The organism is Microbulbifer weihaiensis (assembly GCF_048323715.1).
Lineage (GTDB): Bacteria > Pseudomonadota > Gammaproteobacteria > Pseudomonadales > Cellvibrionaceae > Microbulbifer.
This window is the reverse complement of the sequence record NZ_JBLWFL010000005.1, coordinates 373638-393806: the sequence shown is the minus strand read 5'-3', so window position 1 is coordinate 393806 and position 20169 is coordinate 373638. Positions and strand designations below refer to the sequence as shown.

Below are 20169 nucleotides of genomic sequence, written 5' to 3'. Positions count from 1 at the left end.
GTTTCAGGGCACCGGACAGCCAGAATAAAGGAAACCGTACATGGACGAATCCACGGAGCTGCCGTCGTCGGCGCCTCTCTCTGCCTCCCCTGTACCGGCGCAGTCCGGTGTTGCCAATGACCCGCTCGCGCCACGCCAGGTCGCCAGTGCTGCCGATGCCCGTCGCATCGTCGAGTCGCGCGGGCTCACCCATGTGAAGGTGGGCCTGTTCGACAACGACGGCATCATGCGCGGCAAGTACATGAGTCGGGAGAAATTCTTCTCCGCCCTCGACCATGGCTTCGCCTTCTGCGATGTGGTGCTGGGCTGGGATGTTCAGGATCAGCTCTACGACAATGCCCGCTATACCGGCTGGCATACCGGTTACCCGGATGCGCCTGTGCGGATATTGCCGGAAACCTGCCGCGAGGTGCCGTTTGAAAATGGCATGTTGCTGTTTCTCGCGGAGTTTTCCGGAGCCGCGGAAGCCGTGTGTCCGCGGGCGCTGCTGCGCCGGGTCATCGAGCGCTGTGAGCAGGCGGGTTTTGTGCCCTATGGGGCGCTGGAATACGAGTTTTTCATGTTCGAGGAAACCCCGGACAGCGCCCGCGCCAAAGGCTTTCGCAACCTGAAACCGTTTACGCCGGGCTGGTTCGGTTACTCCATGATCCGCAACTCGGTACACGCGGATCTCTACCATGAGATCCTGGAACTGGCCGAGCGGATGGACTTTCCCATTGAGGGGCTGCATACGGAAACCGGCCCGGGGGTGCTGGAAGCTGCGATCACTGTGGATAAAGTCGCGGCCGCAGCGGACAAGGCAGCCCTGTTCAAAACCTTCATCAAGATTCTCGCCGAGCGACGCGGCCTGATGGCGACGTTCATGGCGAAGTGGTCCAATGACTGGCCCGGCCAGAGTGGGCACATTCACCTTTCCCTGCGCCATCGTGACGGCAACCGCTCGGCGTTTTTCGATGGCGGACAGCCCCACTGCATGAGTGAGACCCAGCGTCAGTTCCTCGCCGGGCAGCAGCGCCTGATGCCTGAGCTGCTCGCCATGGTGGCCCCAACCATCAACAGTTACCGGCGCATGATACCCGGCTTCTGGGCGCCCACGGATGCGACCTGGGGTGTGGAAAACCGCACTGCTGCGCTGCGGGTAATACCGGGCAGCGACAAGTCCCAGCGCCAGGAGTATCGCCTTGGCGCGGCGGATGCGAATCCCTACCTGGCACTGGCGGTAGCCCTGGGATCCGGGCTCTACGGCATCGAACAGCAGTGGCAGCCGGGGCCGCCGGTGGCCGGCAACGCCTATGCGGATACGCAACCTGAGGCGCTGGCCCTGCCGCGCACCCTGTGGGACGCGGCGCAACGGCTGAAGCAGTCGGAGGCCGCACGCGACCTGTTCGGGGATGCGTTCGTTGAACACTTTGCCGCCAGTCGCGAGTGGGAAGAGCGGGAGTTCCGGCGCCATATCAGCGACTGGGAATTGCAGCGCTACTTCGAAATCATTTAAGGGAAGACATGGAAAAGCTGCGCTGTATTTCACCGGTCGACAATAGTGTCTATGCGGAGCGCCCCTTTGCTGGCGTATACGAGATCCAGGATGCCCTGAACCGCGCCCGGCGCGCCCAGCCTGCCTGGGCAAGGTTGCCGGTCGCGGACAAGGCGGCCCTGGTCAACGAAGCGGTGGCGTGGTTGATACAGAAAAAACCGCAACTGGCAGAGGAAATCTGCTGGCAGATGGGGCGCCCGATTGCATATGCGGGGGGCGAGATCGACGGCCTGGCGGAACGCGCCCGGTATATGGCGGAGATTGCCGAGGCTGCGCTGGCGGATATTTCACTGCCGGCCAAATCGGGGTTCACCCGCTTTATTCGCCGGGTTCCACTGGGGACGTCACTGGTCATTGCACCCTGGAATTATCCCTATCTCACCGCGATCAATGCGGTGGTGCCGGCTTTGCTGGCAGGCAACAGTGTGCTGTTGAAGCACTCGACCCAAACGCCGCTGTGCGCCGAGCGCCTTGTAGAGGCTTTTGTCGCGGTGGGCATACCCGAAGGGGTATTCCAGTACCTGCACCTGGATCATCGGGATGCCGAGCAGATCATTATCAATCGCGATGTGGAGCATGTGGCATTTACGGGCTCAGTGGCCGGCGGTGCCGCAATAGAAACTGCGGCTGCTGGACGGTTTGTCTCTCTCGGCCTAGAGCTGGGCGGCAAGGATCCGGCCTACGTGCGTGCCGATGCAGACCTCGACCATGCGGTGGCGTCGGTAATCGATGGGGCTTTCTTCAATTCGGGACAGTCCTGTTGCGGAATCGAGCGGATCTATGTGCACGAATCCCTGTTCGACAGCTTTGTGCAGAAAGCCGCGGCCCTGGTGGCCCAATATCGCCTCGGGCGCCCGGATGACCCGGGCACCACCCTGGGCCCTCTGATCAGGGCCAGTGCCGCGGATTTTGTCCGCGACCAGATCGACGAGGCATTGGCCCAGGGCGCGGTGGCACATATCGACGGGGGGGCATTTGAACTGGATCAGCGCGGCAGTCCCTACATGGCTCCCCAGTTGCTGACCAATGTATCCCACACCATGCGTGTCATGAACGAGGAATCCTTTGGCCCGGTGGTGGGGGTGATGGCCGTTGCGGACGACGAGCAAGCGCTGGCCCTGATGAACGACAGCGAATACGGCCTCACGGCCGCTATTTACTCCGGTGATGAAGAAGCCGCGATCCGCCTGGGCGACTGCCTGCAGACGGGTACGGTATTTATGAACCGCTGTGATTACCTGGATCCCGCCCTGGCCTGGACGGGCGTCAAGAACTCGGGCCGTGGCTGCACCCTGTCGAGTGTCGGCTTTGAATATGTAACGCGGCCCAAATCCTTTCACCTGAAACGCCAGGCGCAGCCGCATGAGTGACAAGCGTTTTACCAGCAACTGGAACTACCCTACGGCAATGCGTGTGGGCGCCGGACGAATCGCTGAGCTGCCACAACTGTGCCGGGAGATGGGCATGGCAACGCCGCTGCTGGTCACTGACCCCGGCCTCGTTGCACTGCCAATGCTGCAGCAGGTTGTGGAAAACTGTCTGAGCAGCGGTGTGCCGGTTGCGGTGTTCAGCGAGATCAAGGGCAACCCCACCGGAGCCAATGTTCGCGACGGTGTGACCGCATTCCGCGCCCACGGCTGTGACGGCGTCATTGCCTTCGGTGGCGGCTCGGCCCTGGACGCGGGCAAGGCCATTGCCCTGATGGTGGGGCAGACGCACGCGATCTGGGACTTTGAGGATGTGGGGGATAACTACCTGCGGGTGAATGTCGCCGGTATGGTGCCAGTTATTGCTGTGCCGACAACGGCGGGTACCGGATCGGAAGTCGGCCGCTCTTCGGTTATTACCGACGAGCGGGCCAAATTGAAGAAAATCATTTTCCATCCGCGCATGTTGCCGGAAATCGTCGTGCTGGATCCGGAGCTCACCCTTGGCCTTCCGCCGCACATCACTGCCGCTACCGGCATGGATGCGCTCTCCCACAACCTGGAGGCCTGGTGCGCCCCCGGCTTTCACCCGATGGCGGAAGGCATTGCGCTTGAAGCGATGCGACTAATCAGCGTAAACCTGCCGAAAGTGTTCGCGGATGGCAGTGACCTGGAGGCGCGCATGCAGATGCTGGTCGCCTCCAGCATGGGTGCCACCGCGTTTCAGCGCGGGCTGGGCGCCATGCATGCACTGGCGCATCCACTTGGTGCATTGTTTGATAAGCACCACGGGTTACTGAACGCAATCCTGATGCCATATGTTCTGAAAGCGAATGAGGAGGCGGTTCAGGAGAAGATGAACCGGCTTGCGCGCTATCTGGACCTGCCCGGGCAGGGGTTCCGTGGTGTCATGGAGTGGGTGGTCAATCTGCGCAGTGAGTTGGGCATACCACACTGCCTGGGTGAAATCGGAATCGATACCAATATGGCCGAGGTGATTGGGGGGCTGGCGGAGACTGATCCATCGGCGGGAGGCAACCCGATTTTATTCACCGCACATGATTATGAGCAGTTGTTTATTGACGCCTGTACGGGTGCGCTGCCCGAATAAACTTGGTATTTCACACTGGTTGGCGCGTATTATTTGACCACTATTGGCTGTATGTCATGAAAAATTGAAATAACCGGCGCGTTTTTTTTCATTTAGGCACAGCAAACCGGGTTTTCTATTGGCCTGCTGAGGGAAATTCTATATAAGAAATGGGACATTAAGCACGGGGTGACAATAAGAAAAATATCATTCTTTTCAAATAATAAAGGTTGGGCGGGGGATATGGATCGTCGTTTATACCACTTGGATTTTCTTCGGGCATTTATGCTGTTTCTGGGGGTTTTCTACCGCTCTGCGCATGCGGATGCCGGCGCCGGTGATTACGATTTTGTTCGTGAAGCCTCCGGCGCTTTCAGGATGGCCTGCTTTTTTATTATTTCCGGATATTTTTCCGTATACCTGTTGGAGCGGAAAGGTAACTTCTCCTTCCTTAAAAGTCGCACCATCATGCTGCTCACGCCGGCCCTGGTCTGTGTTGTGCTATTGGTTCCGATAACCAATGAATGGATGCTGACCTACTATGCCATTGAAGGGGCGGAAAGTAAGTTTGAAGTGTTCTGGCAACAGCATGCCTGGTTCCTCATTGTACTTCTGATATTTACCATTCCACTGAAATTTGTTGTCCAGTCCATTCAGTGGGTAGTCAATTGGCTGTCACTGTATATGCCTTTGACGGTCGCCAGAATCCTGCTGTTCCTTGCGCTGGTTATCGGCTGTATCCTGTTTAAAAAGTTTGTGTTGGCCGGCTTTATGTGGGGTATTCCATTCAGCCATATTTATGGATACTCAATTTGGGCGGCGACGACCTATTTCCCGTATTTCGTACTTGGTATCTTCATGTACCTGTGGCGAGATATATATGTGCGATTTAATACCGGTTGCGTGATGTGGGGTGTCATAGCGCTGTTAGTTGTTGCTGGCTATGCCTATCTGCTGAGTGCCGGGCTGACTCTGGGGGTTGTGAGTAAAGATTTACACCTCCTGCGCAGTACTTTGTTCTTCTATGACTATGTGCTCGCCATTGCCATTTCACTGTTCCTGTTTTCTGTATCCGCACGGTTTCTCGATAAGGATTTCTGGATTGTCCGGATAATGGCCCAGTCGGCCTATACCGTGTATATCGTTCACTTCACTTTGGTCGCATGGTTTTTACTCGTGATGCAGAGCGCCGGGATGTCCATGAATATGCGAATGGTGCTGTCCGCCATTGCGACGTGCGGGGTGGGTATTCTGTTTCACTTCCTGATAGTAAAACGGCTCAAGGTTGCCTCTCTGCTCTTCAATGGGAAATGGGATATGGTCGGCACGGCGAGTCCACCTGAAATACCGGCGAGATCATAGAAAGGAGCCGCCGATAGCTGCCTGCCAGCAACTGGCCTTTTCACGCATGGCCAGTAGCTGGTAGGCGAGTGCCAGCACTGGCGCCGCCAGCTCCAACAGTTACATAGCTGCAAAGGCTGCCGCCGATCCATCTGCCGTAAGCAACTCGATGCTATTTGGGTTAGAAAACTAGCGTTTTATCTTCTGTAATGCCTGTTGCGAAAGCACCTTGGTGCGGAGTGCGCTGCCTGGCAGCAGCGCGCGCCTTTTATCGCTGTTACGCGTTATTGCGGTTATAAATTCGCATTGCGGATCAGGGCCTGATAAAACCCGGTCGCCTTGACCATATTGTCGATGCTGATACGCTCGTTGGTGCCGTGGAATCCGTGCACATCTTCGCGGGTGACCAGCATGGGGTTGAAGCGGTAGTTGTTATCGGCCACCTCCTCGTAGCGGCGGCTGTCGGTACCGGCAATGGTCAGCCCCGGCGCGGCAATTACCGGGCCGAACAGTGCGCGGGAGGTGTCTGCCAGGAGCTGAAAACCGGGGGCCTCATCACTGGATACCCGGGAGGCGGAATTCCCACTGCGCATCACCACATCGATACGCTCGTCGTCGATGACTCTTTCCACATGCTGCAGCACATCATCAATGCTGTCCCGCGGGTGCAGGCGGAAGTTCACCGTGGCGATGGCCTCGATGGGCAGCACATTTTCCTTCACGCTGGCAGAGAGCATGGTGGGCGCGGTAGTGGTGCGCAGCATGGCGGCGGTGCTGCCCTGCTTTTCCAGTTCCGCCTCGATACCGCTGCCGAACAGCCACTGGTTGGCGAACATCAGGCGCTTTTCAAACGGCATGTGCCGCGCGGCAGCGTCGAACAGCTTTTGGCTCAACCCCTCGAGACCCCCGGGCATGGGATTCCGGTTCAGCCGCACCAGGGCCTGCGCGAGAATATCCACCGCAGTCTCCGGCGGCGGCATGGAGGAGTGACCGCCCTGGCCGTGCGCCACCAGGTCTACCGTGAGATACCCTTTTTCTGCGACATTGATACTGGCGATAGGGGCATCCACGCCGGGAATAAACCCGTGCAGCAGGAAGGAACCTTCGTCCAGGCTCCAGTCCAGCTGTACGCCTTCGCTTTGCAGTTTTTTCACCACCGCGGCGGTGCCTTGCTCTCCGCCGATTTCCTCATCGCTGGTGAGGCTGATATAGACGGTGCGCTCGGGCTGGTAGCCCTGCCGCAGCAGGCCGGTGGCCGCTTCCATCAGCGCTATGGCTGCACTCTTGTCATCCAGCGCGCCGCGCCCCCAGATATGGGTGTCGTCCACGGTGCCCGCGTAGGGCGGATGTTGCCATTCGATTTCGGTGCCTGGAATTACCGGCACCACGTCGTAGTGGGCGGACAGCAGAATCGCAGGCAGTTCTGAATTTTTCCCCGGCCAGGTGAACAGCAGGGAAAATACCTGCCCGTCTTGTTTGCTCAGTCTCTGTGGCGGAATTGCGGCGTGGACTTCGGGGTAGGTCGCCGCCAGCCAGTCGATGAAGTTGTGGAATTCCCGCTGGGTATCGCTCTGCGTCAGTTGCGAGGAGACGGTGCGGAACTGGATCGCTTCGGACAGGTGCGTGGCAATGGCGCGGGCGTCGAGGTCAAGGGGCTCGGGCTCGCCATCCGCTACCGGCGGTGCGGTAAAACTGAGTGTGCGGATTACGAGCACGCATGCGAGTAGTAGCACCGCGAGGCCGGCGCCGCGAAGGCATCGATTGAGGAATTTATTTTGCATGGTCGAACTCTTGTATCGGAGTTTGATGGGCCCTGCGGCAGCGCCGCGTCGACCCGAATGGGCATTACTCTTGGAATTGTGTTAAACGTGCGCGATGGGATACCTCAGAAACGGATTTCCAGTTCGATCCCGGCTGTGCGCTCCCGTCCGTAAAAATGGCGCAGGGTGCTAAGGAGGTCGCGGCTGGTGGTCTGGCGATAGAGGGGCAAGCTTACTCAAAAGCCGCCAGCAGGTCAGTGATTTCTGTCATCAGGTTCTCTTGCGCCTGGGGTGCCGCGCCGGATTGAGACATCTGGACGGCATACCAGAGTGCCGACAGGTAGCGGTACATCTGCTGCCAGTGAGCCAGTTTTTGCTGGTCGGCCGCATCGACAGTGCGCTGCAGATAAGCCGCAAGCAGTACCTGCTGCTGGTGCTGATCCAGCCGGTAGCCCTGTGCCACTGTTGCCAGGTCAAAAAACGGGTCGCCGATCGCGGCGTACTCCCAGTCGATGGCGTGGAGAGCACCGGAGTTATCCACAATGAGGTTGTCCGGGAGCAGGTCGTTGTGACACAGCCGATGAGTTTCCGGGCTGCTGTTGCGCTGGAGCAGTGACTGCATCAATTGGTGCAATTGCGACAGCGCCGGGAAAAACGGTGTCCGCTGGTCGACCGATTGCCAGTAGTGCTCCGCCTTATCTGCCATATCCAGCCGGGCGGAAATTGGTGGCAGCTGGTGAACCTGTCGCAGCAATTCTGCGATTTGTAAAAGTGCCTGAGGGTGGCGCAGATCAAGCGGCGCGCCATCGATATAGCGGGTAAGCAGGTAGCGGTATTCCGGGTCGATATACACCAGCGGAGCGCAGAGGCCTTGGGCACTGGCCCGGAGCAGGGCTTCGGCCTCTGCTGCGCGGTCGAGATCCAGTGCGCGGGAGTTGCGCGCATTGACCCGCAGTACCAGTTTTTCACCGTCGGCTTGGAGCAGAAAGCTGCGGTTGGTCAGCCCGCCGGTGAGCGCGCGAATCAGTCGCGGCCGGCTGTCGCTCCATTGCCGCCACTCGCTGGCGATAATGTTTTCCGCCTCCGTGCTCATATGGTGACAGCTTGCCCCGGTTCGCTTCGCTGTTTCTGGTAGAGCGCGTGCCATTGGAAAAAGCCGATCACCACGAGGATCACGTAGAGCACAAACAGCAGCGCGGTGAGATACAGTTCGCGGTCGATGTACAGGTAAATCGCAGCACCGTCGATGACGATCCAGTAGAGCCAGTTTTCCAGTACCTTGCGGGTGACCATATACGTGGTCACCACCGCGCCCCAGGTGGTGAAAGAGTCCAGGTAGGGCATTGCCGCGCTGGTGTAGTTATCCAGCACATAACCGAACAACAGGGTTAGGAACGCAACCGCGGCAAACGCGTATACATGCATCTGCACCGGCCAGCGGTGAATATGCAGGGTCTCTTGTGCATCCGGTCGGTTTCGCCACTGCCACCAGCCGTAGACGGCGATCAACAGGTAGAAAACCTGCAGTGCCGATTCCATTAACAGGCTCACATCCCAGAACAGGAACAGGTAAATCGCGGTGCTGGCAAAGGCTGCGTACCAGCAACTGATCTTTTCACGCATCGCCAGCAACAGGTAGGCGAGCGCGAGCACCACCGCGGCCAGCTCCCACAGGGACATGGCCGCGAAGGCGGCAATCATGGATTCGCGTACTTCGGGGCTAAACATCGCTGCTGTCCGTAGCCTCCGGGCTCAGGTTCCCATCGATAAACTTGCACACAAAAATGGCGCGACCAAACTGTTCGTAGGACGCGCGCATTTCGGCTTTCAGTGTGTCCATGACCAGGTCGTAGTCACCGAATACCTGGGTGCTCATGGTGTTGGTGATTACCTGCAACTGCGGATGCTGCTTGAGTCGCTCGATGAAACCCTTGATGGCTGGAATGTATGCGTCTTTTAACGGATACATGCTGATTTCCACTGAAAGCTGCACTGCTGTTTCTCCCGGTATTGGCCTTGCCGTTAAAAGGTATAGCTCGCAGAAACGCCGGCTATTCTCGGCTCACCAAGCTGGTAGTAAGCCTCGGGTGCATAGCCGTTGGCCGGGTTGTTGCCGAACTGGTTGCTGAAGTAGAAACCGCGGGTGTAGACAATCTCATCGGTCAGGTTTCTGCCCCACAGTGAAACATCCCAGTTGTCACCGGTATAAGTCAGGCGTGCATTGAGCAGTTCATAGGCGGTGGATTTTTCGTTGTGGCTGTTGGAAAAGTAGAAGGCGTCTTTACCTTCAACTTCCACACGCAGGGCCAGGTTTGCGCTGAGCGCATATTCTGCGCCGGTAAAAAACTGGTAGGACGGCGCGTGGGCCAGGTCGCGGCCGTCGAGATCCAATGGCTGCACTTCGCCAGTGTAGTCATCCCGAGCGTCCACATGGGAAGTGCTTTCGAAGTCCTCGAATTCAGCATTCAGCCAGCCGGCGCTTGCGAACAGGCGCAGCGTTTCGCTGGCAAGGTAGTCCACCTCGATTTCGAGTCCGGTGGTTTTACCCCCGGCGGCATTGGCGAGGAAATCGTCAAATGAGAAATCCGCGGGATCGAAAATGGACTGCTTGGCCTGTACGTTCCGGCGATCCTGGTAGAAAGTGGCGAGCTGTGCCTGCAGGCGGCTGTCCAGCCAGGCGCCCTTGATACCCAGTTCGTAGTTGAGCATGTACTCGGTATCGAACTGGAAGGCATCGCGGCTGATATCCGGGTTGCTCGCCGACGCGGATATGATGCGTCCGTTCACGCCACCGGCCTTGTAGCCGCGGGAAACGGTGCCGTAAACCAGCGTGTTGTCAGTGGCGGAGAGCTCCAGGGTGATATCACCGCCCCACAAGTCTTCGTCCGTCTTGCTGAGAACGGCGAGGGAATCGGCGTAATCGGCGGCGCGCTGCTCGAAACGCAGGCCGGTAACCAATGCCAGGCGATCAGTGAATGCAGTTCTCAGCTGGCCGTAGACAGCGCCGTTTTCGGTATCGAACTGGCTGTTGAAGCTGGCGTTGCGCACCAGCGCTTCCTCTTCCGTGTGCAGGTAAACACCCACCACCCAGCTGGTGGTGCCGCCGAACAGGCTGGATCGCTCTGTGGATAACAAGCGGATATCGGCGCTCAGGTTGTCTTTGTTGCGCAGGTAACTGTCGGTAGAACTGTACTCCCAGGGGTGGAAACCCACGTAGGTCCAGTCTTCATCGTAGCTGTACTCGGTGTCGGAATCGGCGGCGCTGAGGACGGTTTTCAGGGTGAAACCGTCGCTGCCGGTCCACAATGCGCTGACTGCGCCTGCCAGGGTCTCCTGCGCATCCCGTCCCGGTTGATCCGACAGGGTCTCGCGGTTGTTGTACAGGGAGAAGGCATCGTAGCCGTTGTCGGCATCCAGGTGCAGGAGGGTGAAATCCAGTTGCAGGTCATCCCTAGCCTGGAAGCGGAGTTTGCCGCGCACCACGGTTTCGTCGAGGCCATTGGTGTCGTCACGGCCGAGGAAACGGTTTTCGACATAGCCGTCAGACTGCTGGTTTTGAGCAGCCAAGCGATAGCTCAGGCGATCGGAAAGGGCACCGCTGGCCACGCCGCTCAGGGTGTGGGAGCCGTACTCGGCCACTTCCGCGGAGACCTTCGCCTTGGGCTCGCTGGTGGGGGCGTTGCTGGTCATGGTAATCAGACCGGCGAGGGCGTTGGCCCCATACACTGTGCCCTGGGGGCCGCGCAGGATTTCCACCTGATCCATATCCAGCGTGCTGGCGGCGAGGCCCAGGCCGGTAAAGTCGATCCCGTCGACAATCAGGCCGACAGAAGGGTTAACCGGGTCAATAAACTGGCTGCGCTCGCCAATGCCCCGAATCTGCACAAAGCGGCCGCGGGAGGCGCCGCTGGAGAAGTTCACATTGGGGGCGAGGTTGAGCAGCTGCTCCAGGTTGTGCGCGCCGCGGGCGTCGATGGCTTGCCCATCGAACACGCTGACACTGGTCGGCGTGTCCAGCTGGCTGGCGTCGCGCAGCTGGCTGGTCACGGTGACTTCTTCCAGTGCTGCGGTATTGCTCTCAGCAGCAGCGCTAGCGAGGCCGACGGAAAGGCATCCGGCAAGTCCGATAAAGCGGGCGAAAGGATTGGTTCTGAACAGTGGGTTCATGGCTCTCTCTCAGTAAACTGGTGATGAAAGAGACCCGGTGCGCGACGCGAGGAGGATGTTTGGATATATACCTATTCCTACGCCGGTATTAACCGGATCAGGTTCAAGGGTTTGCCGAATTGACAGCATCTCAGGCTTAAGCCACCCCTTAGGTTGCGGGCGCGATAGTAACAGATCTGCCCTGTGCCAGGAACTGCGGCGTGGTTGTTGCGGCGTCCTTTGTTTCTTCCGTGGGTTTCCCCCTGCATGTCCGGTAGGATTGCCGGTATCGAAGGTCAACAGCTGGCGCTAAGGAGTATTTGTGCGTGCTTTTTCACTATTGGATCTTTCCCCGATTACCGAAGGCGGCGACGCCCGGCAGGCTCTGACGAATTCGCTGGATCTTGCCCGCCATGCCGAAAACCACGGCTACAAGCGCTTCTGGATGGCGGAGCACCACAATATCGCCAGCGTTGCCAGTGCAGCCACCGCCGTCGCCCTGGGCTACATTGCGGCCGGTACCAGCAAGATCCGGGTGGCCGCAGGCGGCGTGATGCTGCCCAACCATGCACCGCTGGTGATTGCCGAACAGTTCGGTACCCTGGCGACCTTGTACCCGGATCGAGTGGATCTGGGGCTGGGGCGCGCGCCGGGAACCGACGGCGCGACCATGACGGCCCTGCGCCGTGACCCCATGCATGCAGCGGATCACTTCCCGGAAGACGTGCGGGAATTGCAGCATTACTTCGGGCCGGTCAAGCCCGGCCAACGAGTACTGGCGATACCGGGTGCAGGACTGGGGGTGCCGATCTGGCTGCTGGGGTCGAGCCTGTACAGTGCGCAGCTCGCCGCGGCGATGGGGCTGCCGTTTGCGTTCGCCTCGCATTTCGCACCGGCGATGCTGGATCAGGCGCTGCACCTGTATCGCTCCGGGTTCCGCCCCTCCGAGTACCTGGACAAGCCCTATGCCGCGGCGGCCATCAATGTATTCGCCGCGGATTCCGACGCTGAGGGGCGGCGTCTTATGACGACTATTGAACAGCAGTTCATAGCACTGCGTCGCGGCACACCCGGCCCGCTCAAGCCGCCGGTCGATGACATGGAGTCCGTGGCACCGCGGGGCGAGCGTATGCAGGTTGCGCAGGCGCTGGCGGAATCGGCAGTGGGCTCGAAGGAAAGCGTCGCGCAGTGGATCGACCAGTTTCTCGCGCGTACTCAAGTGGATGAGCTGATCGTGACTGGTGCGATGTACGAGCACGATGCGCGTTTGTACTCGTTTGAACTTGCCGCGGAAGTACTGAACGCCCGGGTCAATTACTGATACATCACGCATTGGTTAGGGCTTTACCTATGCGGTAACGGGTACGGTTAAGAAAGCCGTCCGCAGTGACATTCCCCTTCGCCAGGAAATGGAGAAGGGGTAACATCCTCGTTGAGTTTCGATTGCAACCTCACATTCAAAGCCGCTTGACAATTCTCGACCAGCAGAGCCAACAGTTCCTTGTGTGGCGAAGCAGTTCAGCCTGGTCATCCGCCATTTTCATTTTTTTCAAATAGATAAACATTATTGAAAACGCTATTGTCGCCAACTAGCTGGTCATCGTGCTGAGCCGAGATCAGGGTCGATGACATTTTATGTTGTTTCATGGGGTGATTAATTGGTTCCATCGTTTCACATTAAAAATATGAATTGAAAAATTATCTATAAGAAAATGGATAGTGAATCTGTGGGTATATGTGGCCTTTCGTGTGTCGATGGAGAAAATGTGTTTTATTTAATTGGGGAATTCAAAGGTTAAGGGAATTATGAAAAAGGAATTTTTTCTTTCGTTCACTCTCCTGGCTGTTTCTGATCAAGGATTTGCAAAAGACCAATTTGGGGTCTCGATGGGGAACCCCGGGGGGATCAATTTTGTGGCCAAAAAAGAGATCAGTGGCTTGCCGCTTCAATTTGCGATTGGCTATGCCGGGGCGGTTTATGGGGTGGAAGGCGGATACCAGTTTTTCCGTCGAGACAGTGGGGCTATTCGATCAATACAGTTTGTCGCGGGTGCCACAAGGGCTGACGAAGTATTTGATTTTTATCGTGATTCTGAAGATGAGTACGACTTGAGTTGGGAGTACATAGGAATTAGTTCAACGATTCAGTATGGCGGGTTTTTTGTGGAACCCGGGATTTCGGCTACCAATGGCGAGTTTTCGGATTCTCTTATGTCGCTTCAAGTTGGCTGGTTGTGGGATTGATGCTCGTGTCTGTGGTCGTGATATCTTATGGGGTAAAGAAATGCTGATGTGGGCCGATTAAAAATCGGACGTTTGACTTTGTTTTTTTCAAGTTTTGGAGTGCAGGGAGTGCAGTGTTCATGCCGGTAAAAAAGTGGACGGTTCAGTATGTGTTAATGGCGCTGGTTTTGTTTTTTCTGTTCGCCGGCGTGCAGTACCTCAAGGGGCGGGGGCTGGCGTACGCATTGGAGTTTGGCGCTATTTGGGCATTCACTAGTGCCAGTATTTTTTTGGTTGTTCGCTACAGAAATTATAAAAACAGGATTGCCTGCAAGGTTTGCAATGACTTGCCAGAGTAGAGTAAAGCTTGGTTTTTTGGCGCGTGATTGTCATCGTGTTACCCCGGCGCCTCATGAAAACCATTAATAGTGTCAGAGTGGATTTTATTTCCCTTGCGATGGGATTTGCGCCCGCGTTAGATTAACGACCTTCATTTATCTGTCGAGCTCAACAGGGAGGGTAAAGCTTTGATAGGGGGAGTGAACTGGCAGCCACTGCGACCGCTTAAAGACTATCTGAATGCACCAGAGGTCAGCGGGATTTACGAGATAGGATTTAAGCGCGACGTCTATATCGCGGATCAGGCGACAGCATTTGGTCTGCATGCAGCGGGATATCCTACCAATTTTATGCCCATGTACGTGGGTAAGCATGAGTATTCGTTGCGCAAGCGTCTCGGGGAGCACTTTATCGGGGTGAATTCTGCTGGGCGTCGGCGTCGCGGAACCAAGGCCAGCCGCTCGATCAGGGAATATTATCGCGAGCTGCTCCCAAAGCTGGAAAGCATGCGCACGAAAATCCCATCCGCCATGCAGTTCCCGCTTGATGGCCTGTATTTCACGTGTATTCCAGTTTCTGATCCCAAGCGGTTTGAATCCATGGTGCGCCTGGGGCATTTCAATTATCCGTGGAATCGTCGGGATGAAGGTGCCGCTCGCAGTGAGGCCGAAGGAAAGCAGAGCGCGGACTTTGATTATCTCTATCGGCAGCATGCCTTCCAGATTATCGGCTGAACCGGGCCGAGCTGGATAAACCACATTTTTGCCGGTGTGAACGTCTGAATGGGCAGGTTAAGCCACCGGAAATGGCGATCTGCAAATAAAAAAAGACGGGCTTTTGGGGAGTCGCCAGCCGGATTGTTTCCGCAAAGCGTCGCCGGCATACGCGAGTGAGTCCCCACTCACTGTGGTGAGGGGGGCTTTTTATATTCTCTGCCTCTTGCAAGCCTCGCCTCCATCGGCTGCTGTTACAGATTCTCTCCGCCGGTGTGGGTGGCTGACAACGAATTCATAAGCGATGAATGGCGCGAATTCCGTTACACTGGCGGGATATGCCATTTCAATCGCGGGAGTTCCCATGGCTCAGTCTGAAAATCGTTCCTGGCTGGATACATTGCCGGCAGCCTTTAAAACCTATCTAAACGGTCGCAGGTTGGACGAAGTGGAGTGCATCGTCCCTGACCTGAACGGGATGTCCCGCGGCAAGGCAATGCCCCTCAACAAGTATTCGCCCGACGGATCCATCTATCTGCCGATTTCGATCTTTTACCAGACGATCACCGGTCAAGACGTCGAGATGGATATCGAAAACCAGTGGGCCGAGAGTGATATGTTGCTGGTGCCGGATATGTCGACGGCGATGGCCGTTCCCTGGGCCAAACAGGCGGCACTACAGATTATCCACGATCTGCATGACCTGGATGGAAACGCCATCCCGTGTGCGCCACGAAACATCCTGAAGCGGATCCTCGACCTGTACGCGGCTAAGGGCTGGAAGCCAGTTGTGGCGCCGGAGCTGGAGTTTTACCTGACCCAGCCGAACATCGACCCGAATGAACCGATCAAGCCGCCGGTAGGGCGCAACGGGCGCTCCGGCACCGCGCTGCAGTCTTACTCCATGTCGGCCATTGATGAGTATGGTCCGGTCATTGATACCATCTATGATTACGCCGAATCCGCGGGCCTGCATATCGATTCGGTGATACAGGAAGACGGCGCCGGCCAGGTGGAGTTCAACCTCACCCATGGCGATCCTGTGCTGCTGGCGGATCAGGTGTTTTACTTCAAGCGGATCATCAAGGAAGCCGCGTTGAATAACGGCATGTTTGCCACTTTTATGGCCAAGCCGATGCGCGATCAGCCCGGCAGTGCGATGCATGTTCACCAGAGCGTTGTGGACATGCGTACCGGTAAGAATATTTTCTCCGACGAACACGGTGAAGCTTCCGACCTGTTCCGCTACTTTATCGGCGGCACGCAAAAATATCTGCGCGAGGTAATGCCGTTTATTGCACCAAACGTCAATTCCTACCGGCGTTTTGAATCGGAGGCAAACTCCAGTGCGCCCACCAATATCGCCTGGGGGTACGACAATCGGGCGACCGGGTTGCGCGTGCCGAACTCGGGTGCCCAGGATCGGCGTCTGGAAAACCGGGTGATCGGGGTGGATACCAACCCGTACCTGTCGATAGCTGCGAGCCTTGCCTGTGGATATCTTGGCATGGTGAACAGGATCGAACCGAGCGCGCCCGCAGTGGGTGAGCTGGACGAGGGTCAATCGTCTGATGCCTACATCCCGACCACATTCGACGAGGCGCTGCGTATTTTCGACGATGCCTCAGAGATTCGTCAGGTGCTGGGTGAAGACTTCTGTCAGCTGTTTGCGGAGGTAAAAAAGGAGGAGCTGCGCCAGTTCCACCGTGAAATCTCCCCCTGGGAACGTGAACATTTATTGTTGAGCGTATAGGACGTCCGAACCGTTCTTACGCGATTACGAAAAAGCCCCCGGCTCCTGGGAGTTGGGGGCTTTTTGTTGGCATAAGTATAGATCTTCAACTCGGACTGTTGATGACTCAGGGCTCAACCCCGGGGATGGGAGACACTCTGTTCATTCAGTTCAGAATAGGCTAAACGATTAGTCAGCGCCTTTATCGGCGGCGTCTTCTCAATCAGTTGTGGTAGCAACCTGCGAGCAGCAAATGCCGTCAAATGATCGTCGTCACGGTAAAGCAGCTCGCGCCCCTGCGCTATGCGGCAGTTGTCTTCGCATAGCAGTTCGCGGGGGTTGACGGTGTAGGCGCCGTGGCGCTCTGCCACGATATCGATAATGTTATCGGATTGCTCTTGCCGGGCTTCTACATAGCTAGCCGCTGGCCCTTCGGGGAAGGCCGTATTGGTGAATGCTGTTTTTGCCAGCGCAGCCGGGACGGAGTGGCCTATTTCCGGCACACCTTTCATCAGTATTACCTTGCGTCCAGTTGCGCGAATGGCGGCAACCGTTTGGTCGAGCCTGTGGGCTACCAAGGCTCCCCGTGAGGATTGTGTCGCTTGCACAGCCCAATCCGGTACCGCGGTCGTGTAGGATTCTGCGGAAGCAAACTGCATACCTTTGCCGCCTTCCGGACGATTCTCCTCAGCGGCCAGTGCCCAGCGAGCGGCCAATACCACTACCGGCATATCTTCCCGCGACGCTAAAAGCTCAAGGACTTGCTTGTTGAAGAGGTCACACCGGTGCGACGCGGACTTGTCCAGTCGGCGCAATCCCATAAGCGGTGGGCAGCCAGATTTGAGTGCTGCCATACCGGTGAATTTCTGTTTTTCGAGCAAGTGATCGAAGCCCGGTAACCAGGCCGCCGCGTGCGAATCGCCCCACAGGAACAGGGCTACATTCCCTTGGCTTTCCTTTGGAGCACTGCCAATCGTGCACAGGCCGGTTGCGGGGGTTTTCTTCATGCAGCGCTCCTGCCGGTCTATGCCGCTGAACGCCTGTTGATAAGTGGCAAGCTGCGGCTCCGGCAGCCGGCTTGGGAAGCCGTCGTACGCTTTGATGGCGAAGCCGGTTCCAAGGAATAGCATTGCGCTGACGGCGGAAAGACGTGTTATTACCGGCCGCGTTATTCGGGGCTTCCGCCCGGCGCGGAACGGCTGCTCGATAAATTTCCAGCTACCCCACGCCAATACCACGGATAGCGCTACAGCGAACAGGGCAAGGCCTGTCGAAAGGTGAGTGCTCCCCTGCAGCAGGCGCAGGCCGACGAGTACGGGCCAGTGCCAGAGGTAGAGTGAGTAGGAAATAAGCCCGATAGCCACCAGCATGGGGCTGCCCATGAGTTGTGACACCCGGTTTTCCTGGATGCTGCCTGCCCAGATCAGCGCGATGGCGCCTGCGACGGGCAGCATTGCCGCACTACCGGGGAATGCGGTCTGTGGTCCGTAGAAGGTAATGCTGGCAATAATCATCAGCACGCCCGCCAGACCAATAAGCTCGGCCAGTACCCGCCGCCTTAAGTTGGGCAGAACACCCATGGCGAGTAGGGCGCCGGCACTCAGCTCCCACACGCGCGCGGGCGTCAGGAAATAGGCTGCCGTGGGCTCAGTCCGGGTTTGCCAGATCGAGAACGCAAATGACGCCGCGGTCAATAGCCCGACGCCGACCACCATGAGTGCGCGAGGTCCCCGTGCCAGCAGGCACAGTAACAGCGGGAACCCCAGATAGAACTGCTCTTCCACCGACAGCGACCAGGTGTGTAGCAATGGTTCCCACTCTGCCGCTGTACCAAAGTAGTCCTCTGTGCTGCGGGCGAACCATACGTTGGATAGGAACAAAATAGCGGCGATCACAGAGCGGCCGAGCGCCCCGAAGGCTTCCGGAGGCATCAGGAACCAGCCTCCGATCAGACAGGCCAGTATCATCGCAAACAGGGCAGGAAGGATCCGGCGTGCACGGCGTTCGTAGAACCGGGCCACTGAAAAGTCACCACTGGCGATTTCCCGAACCAGTATGCTGGTGATCAGAAAACCTGAAATGACAAAGAAAATATCAACACCGATAAATCCGCCGGAAAAACCGGGGAGGCCTGCATGGCCGAATATGACCGGCAGGACGGCCAGTGCTCGCAAGCCGTCGATGTCTGGACGATAACCACTTTTCCCCATGAAACCCCAAAACCTCACTTCTCGACTTGGGAAACTTAAACGTCTTCAGACACTACCAAGCGCAGAAAACCGGGGCGGGATCATATCACTTTTGGAGCGGTTAAAAAGTGCACTGCGGTACGGGGCGGAGAGGTGGTCGGTGGTGGGGCAGGAAAGGAGTGGCAGGGTAATAAAGAAACCCCGGATCCGAAGGAATCCGGGGCTTGCCGTTCAGGTTTTTATACGTTGAACGTTTCTTTGAGTTTCTTTTCCACCAGCACCTTTTTCAGGCGCGCGTACTGCGGGATCCCATTCTTGTAGGGAGGGTAATCCTCACCCTGAATCAGCGGCTCGAGATAGTCGCGACCGGCCTTGGTGATGCCGAAGCCATCTTCACTGATGTATTCCTCGGGCATGAACTTCTCGACGTTGGCCACTTCAGACAGCGGGGCTTCGCCGATGGTCCAGCTGTAGTCGGCGGTGCAGGTGCCGTTGCGCTCGATGGTGGGCATGATGGCATTCTTGCCAATCACTGCCGCTTCCACCGCGGCTTTGCCCACTGCATAGGCCTGCTCCACATCTGTGGCAGAGGCAATATGGCGGGCTGCGCGCTGCAGGTAGTCTGCCAGCGCCCAGTGGTACTTGAGGCCCAGTTCGTCTTTGACCATTTTGGCCAGCGTGGGGGCCACGCCGCCCAGCTGCTTGTGGCCGAAGGCGTCGACGCTGCCGGCATCGGCGAGGAAGGTACCGTCTTCGTACTGGGCGCCTTCCGATGCTACGATCACGCAGTAGCCCTTGTCCTCAACAGTCTGCTGAACCTTTTTGAGGAACTTCTCTTTATTGAACGCGACTTCCGGCAGCAGGATGATGTGCGGCGCATCGCCTTCGTGTTCTTGCGCGAGGGCACCGGCGGCAGCGATCCAGCCGGCGTGACGACCCATGACTTCAAGGATGAATACCTTGGTGGAAGTCGCGCACATGGAGGCTACATCGAGCGCCGCTTCCTTGGTGGATACCGCAACATATTTGGCGACGGAGCCGAATCCGGGACAGTTGTCGGTAAACGGCAGGTCGTTATCCACAGTCTTGGGAATGTGGATGGCCTGAATGGGATAGCCCATCTTTTCCGACAGCTGGGAAATCTTCAGGCAGGTGTCGGCGGAGTCGCCACCACCGTTATAGAAGAAGTAGCCGATGTCGTGGGCCTTGAACACTTCGATCAGGCGCTCGTACTCGGCGCGGTTCTGCTCCAGGCTCTTGAGTTTGTAGCGGCAGGAGCCGAAGGCGCCGGACGGGGTGTGGCGCAGGGCGGCAATGGTGGCATCGCTCTCCTGGCTCACGTCGATCAGCTCTTCTTTGAGAGCACCGACGATCCCGTTCAGACCGGCGTAGATCTTGCCGATTTTATCCCCGTGCTGGCGGGCGGTTTCAATCACTCCGCAGGCCGAGGCATTGATCACGGCAGTAACGCCGCCGGATTGCGCGTAAAAAGCGTTCTTCTTGGACATGTCTATCCTATTGGTCATCTCGTCTTCGTCACGCTGTGGGCGGCTCTTGGCGGCTACCTCACGCGGCGCGAAGTCTAATGTATTCATGTGGCAATTGCATGGAATTGCTGACATTCGACACTTACTGCCGTAAATCCCCGTGATAAGCTTGTGCGGCGTTGGAATTC

General features: G+C 57.5%; 16 protein-coding genes and 1 riboswitch. Of the genes, 9 read left to right on the top strand and 7 right to left on the bottom strand.

Annotated features, from left to right (window positions below; translation table 11 throughout):
- The first annotated feature begins 40 nt into the window (after nt 1-40).
- The 4 genes from ACNKU7_RS08000 to ACNKU7_RS07985 all read left to right on the top strand — a co-directional run bounded on the left by ACNKU7_RS08000 (nt 41) and on the right by ACNKU7_RS07985 (nt 5413).
- Nucleotides 41-1495, top strand: coding sequence for a glutamine synthetase family protein (locus ACNKU7_RS08000; RefSeq protein ID WP_418296442.1), 1455 nt, complete (start codon nt 41-43; stop codon nt 1493-1495).
- A gap of 8 nt (nt 1496-1503) precedes the next feature.
- Nucleotides 1504-2904 carry an aldehyde dehydrogenase family protein gene (locus tag ACNKU7_RS07995; RefSeq protein ID WP_418296441.1) on the top strand — a complete coding sequence of 467 codons (1401 nt, stop codon included), beginning with the start codon at nt 1504-1506 and terminating at the stop codon, nt 2902-2904.
- On the top strand, nt 2897-4072 hold the full coding sequence (locus ACNKU7_RS07990) for an iron-containing alcohol dehydrogenase (protein ID WP_418296440.1): 1176 nt from the start codon (nt 2897-2899) through the stop codon (nt 4070-4072). Before ACNKU7_RS07995 ends, ACNKU7_RS07990 begins: the two co-directional genes overlap by 8 nt.
- A gap of 222 nt (nt 4073-4294) precedes the next feature.
- On the top strand, nt 4295-5413 hold the full coding sequence (locus ACNKU7_RS07985) for an acyltransferase family protein (protein ID WP_418296439.1): 1119 nt from the start codon (nt 4295-4297) through the stop codon (nt 5411-5413).
- A gap of 272 nt (nt 5414-5685) precedes the next feature.
- Here the strand turns inward: ACNKU7_RS07985 and ACNKU7_RS07980 are convergent, their stop codons facing one another.
- The 5 genes from ACNKU7_RS07980 to ACNKU7_RS07960 all read right to left on the bottom strand — a co-directional run bounded on the left by ACNKU7_RS07980 (nt 5686) and on the right by ACNKU7_RS07960 (nt 11319).
- Complete coding sequence (locus ACNKU7_RS07980; protein WP_418296438.1) at nt 5686-7173, bottom strand: M20 family peptidase; 1488 nt, start codon at nt 7171-7173, stop codon at nt 5686-5688.
- 211 nt (nt 7174-7384) lie between these two features.
- Nucleotides 7385-8245, bottom strand: coding sequence for a phosphotransferase (locus tag ACNKU7_RS07975; protein ID WP_418296437.1), 861 nt, complete (start codon nt 8243-8245; stop codon nt 7385-7387).
- Nucleotides 8242-8880 carry a nicotinamide riboside transporter PnuC gene (gene pnuC / locus ACNKU7_RS07970; protein WP_418296436.1) on the bottom strand — a complete coding sequence of 213 codons (639 nt, stop codon included), beginning with the start codon at nt 8878-8880 and terminating at the stop codon, nt 8242-8244. Before pnuC ends, ACNKU7_RS07975 begins: the two co-directional genes overlap by 4 nt.
- On the bottom strand, nt 8873-9121 hold the full coding sequence (locus ACNKU7_RS07965) for a hypothetical protein (protein ID WP_418296435.1): 249 nt from the start codon (nt 9119-9121) through the stop codon (nt 8873-8875). The genes pnuC and ACNKU7_RS07965 overlap by 8 nt, the downstream gene beginning before the upstream one ends.
- A gap of 53 nt (nt 9122-9174) precedes the next feature.
- A complete protein-coding gene (locus ACNKU7_RS07960; RefSeq protein WP_418296434.1) occupies nt 9175-11319 on the bottom strand; it encodes a TonB-dependent receptor in 2145 nt (714 codons plus the stop codon).
- Between the two features lie 57 nt (nt 11320-11376).
- Nucleotides 11377-11478, bottom strand: a riboswitch (TPP riboswitch).
- 142 nt (nt 11479-11620) lie between these two features.
- Here ACNKU7_RS07960 and ACNKU7_RS07955 point away from each other — a divergent pair.
- From ACNKU7_RS07955 to ACNKU7_RS07935, 5 genes are all read left to right on the top strand, one after another.
- Nucleotides 11621-12619, top strand: a complete 999-nt coding sequence (locus ACNKU7_RS07955) for an LLM class flavin-dependent oxidoreductase (protein WP_418296433.1) — start codon at nt 11621-11623, stop codon at nt 12617-12619.
- Between the two features lie 485 nt (nt 12620-13104).
- On the top strand, nt 13105-13542 hold the full coding sequence (locus ACNKU7_RS07950; protein WP_418296432.1) for a hypothetical protein: 438 nt from the start codon (nt 13105-13107) through the stop codon (nt 13540-13542).
- Nucleotides 13543-13661: 119 nt separating this feature from the next.
- Nucleotides 13662-13880, top strand: a complete 219-nt coding sequence (locus ACNKU7_RS07945; protein WP_418296431.1) for a hypothetical protein — start codon at nt 13662-13664, stop codon at nt 13878-13880.
- A gap of 180 nt (nt 13881-14060) precedes the next feature.
- A complete protein-coding gene (locus ACNKU7_RS07940; RefSeq protein ID WP_418296430.1) occupies nt 14061-14594 on the top strand; it encodes a hypothetical protein in 534 nt (177 codons plus the stop codon).
- 343 nt (nt 14595-14937) lie between these two features.
- Complete coding sequence (locus ACNKU7_RS07935; RefSeq protein ID WP_418296429.1) at nt 14938-16326, top strand: glutamine synthetase family protein; 1389 nt, start codon at nt 14938-14940, stop codon at nt 16324-16326.
- 113 nt (nt 16327-16439) lie between these two features.
- Here the strand turns inward: ACNKU7_RS07935 and ACNKU7_RS07930 are convergent, their stop codons facing one another.
- Both ACNKU7_RS07930 and ACNKU7_RS07925 read right to left on the bottom strand, forming a co-directional pair.
- Nucleotides 16440-18515, bottom strand: coding sequence for an acyltransferase family protein (locus ACNKU7_RS07930; protein ID WP_418296428.1), 2076 nt, complete (start codon nt 18513-18515; stop codon nt 16440-16442).
- Between the two features lie 218 nt (nt 18516-18733).
- A complete protein-coding gene (locus ACNKU7_RS07925) occupies nt 18734-20002 on the bottom strand; it encodes a 6-phosphofructokinase (RefSeq protein ID WP_418296487.1) in 1269 nt (422 codons plus the stop codon).
- Nucleotides 20003-20169: the final 167 nt, after the last annotated feature.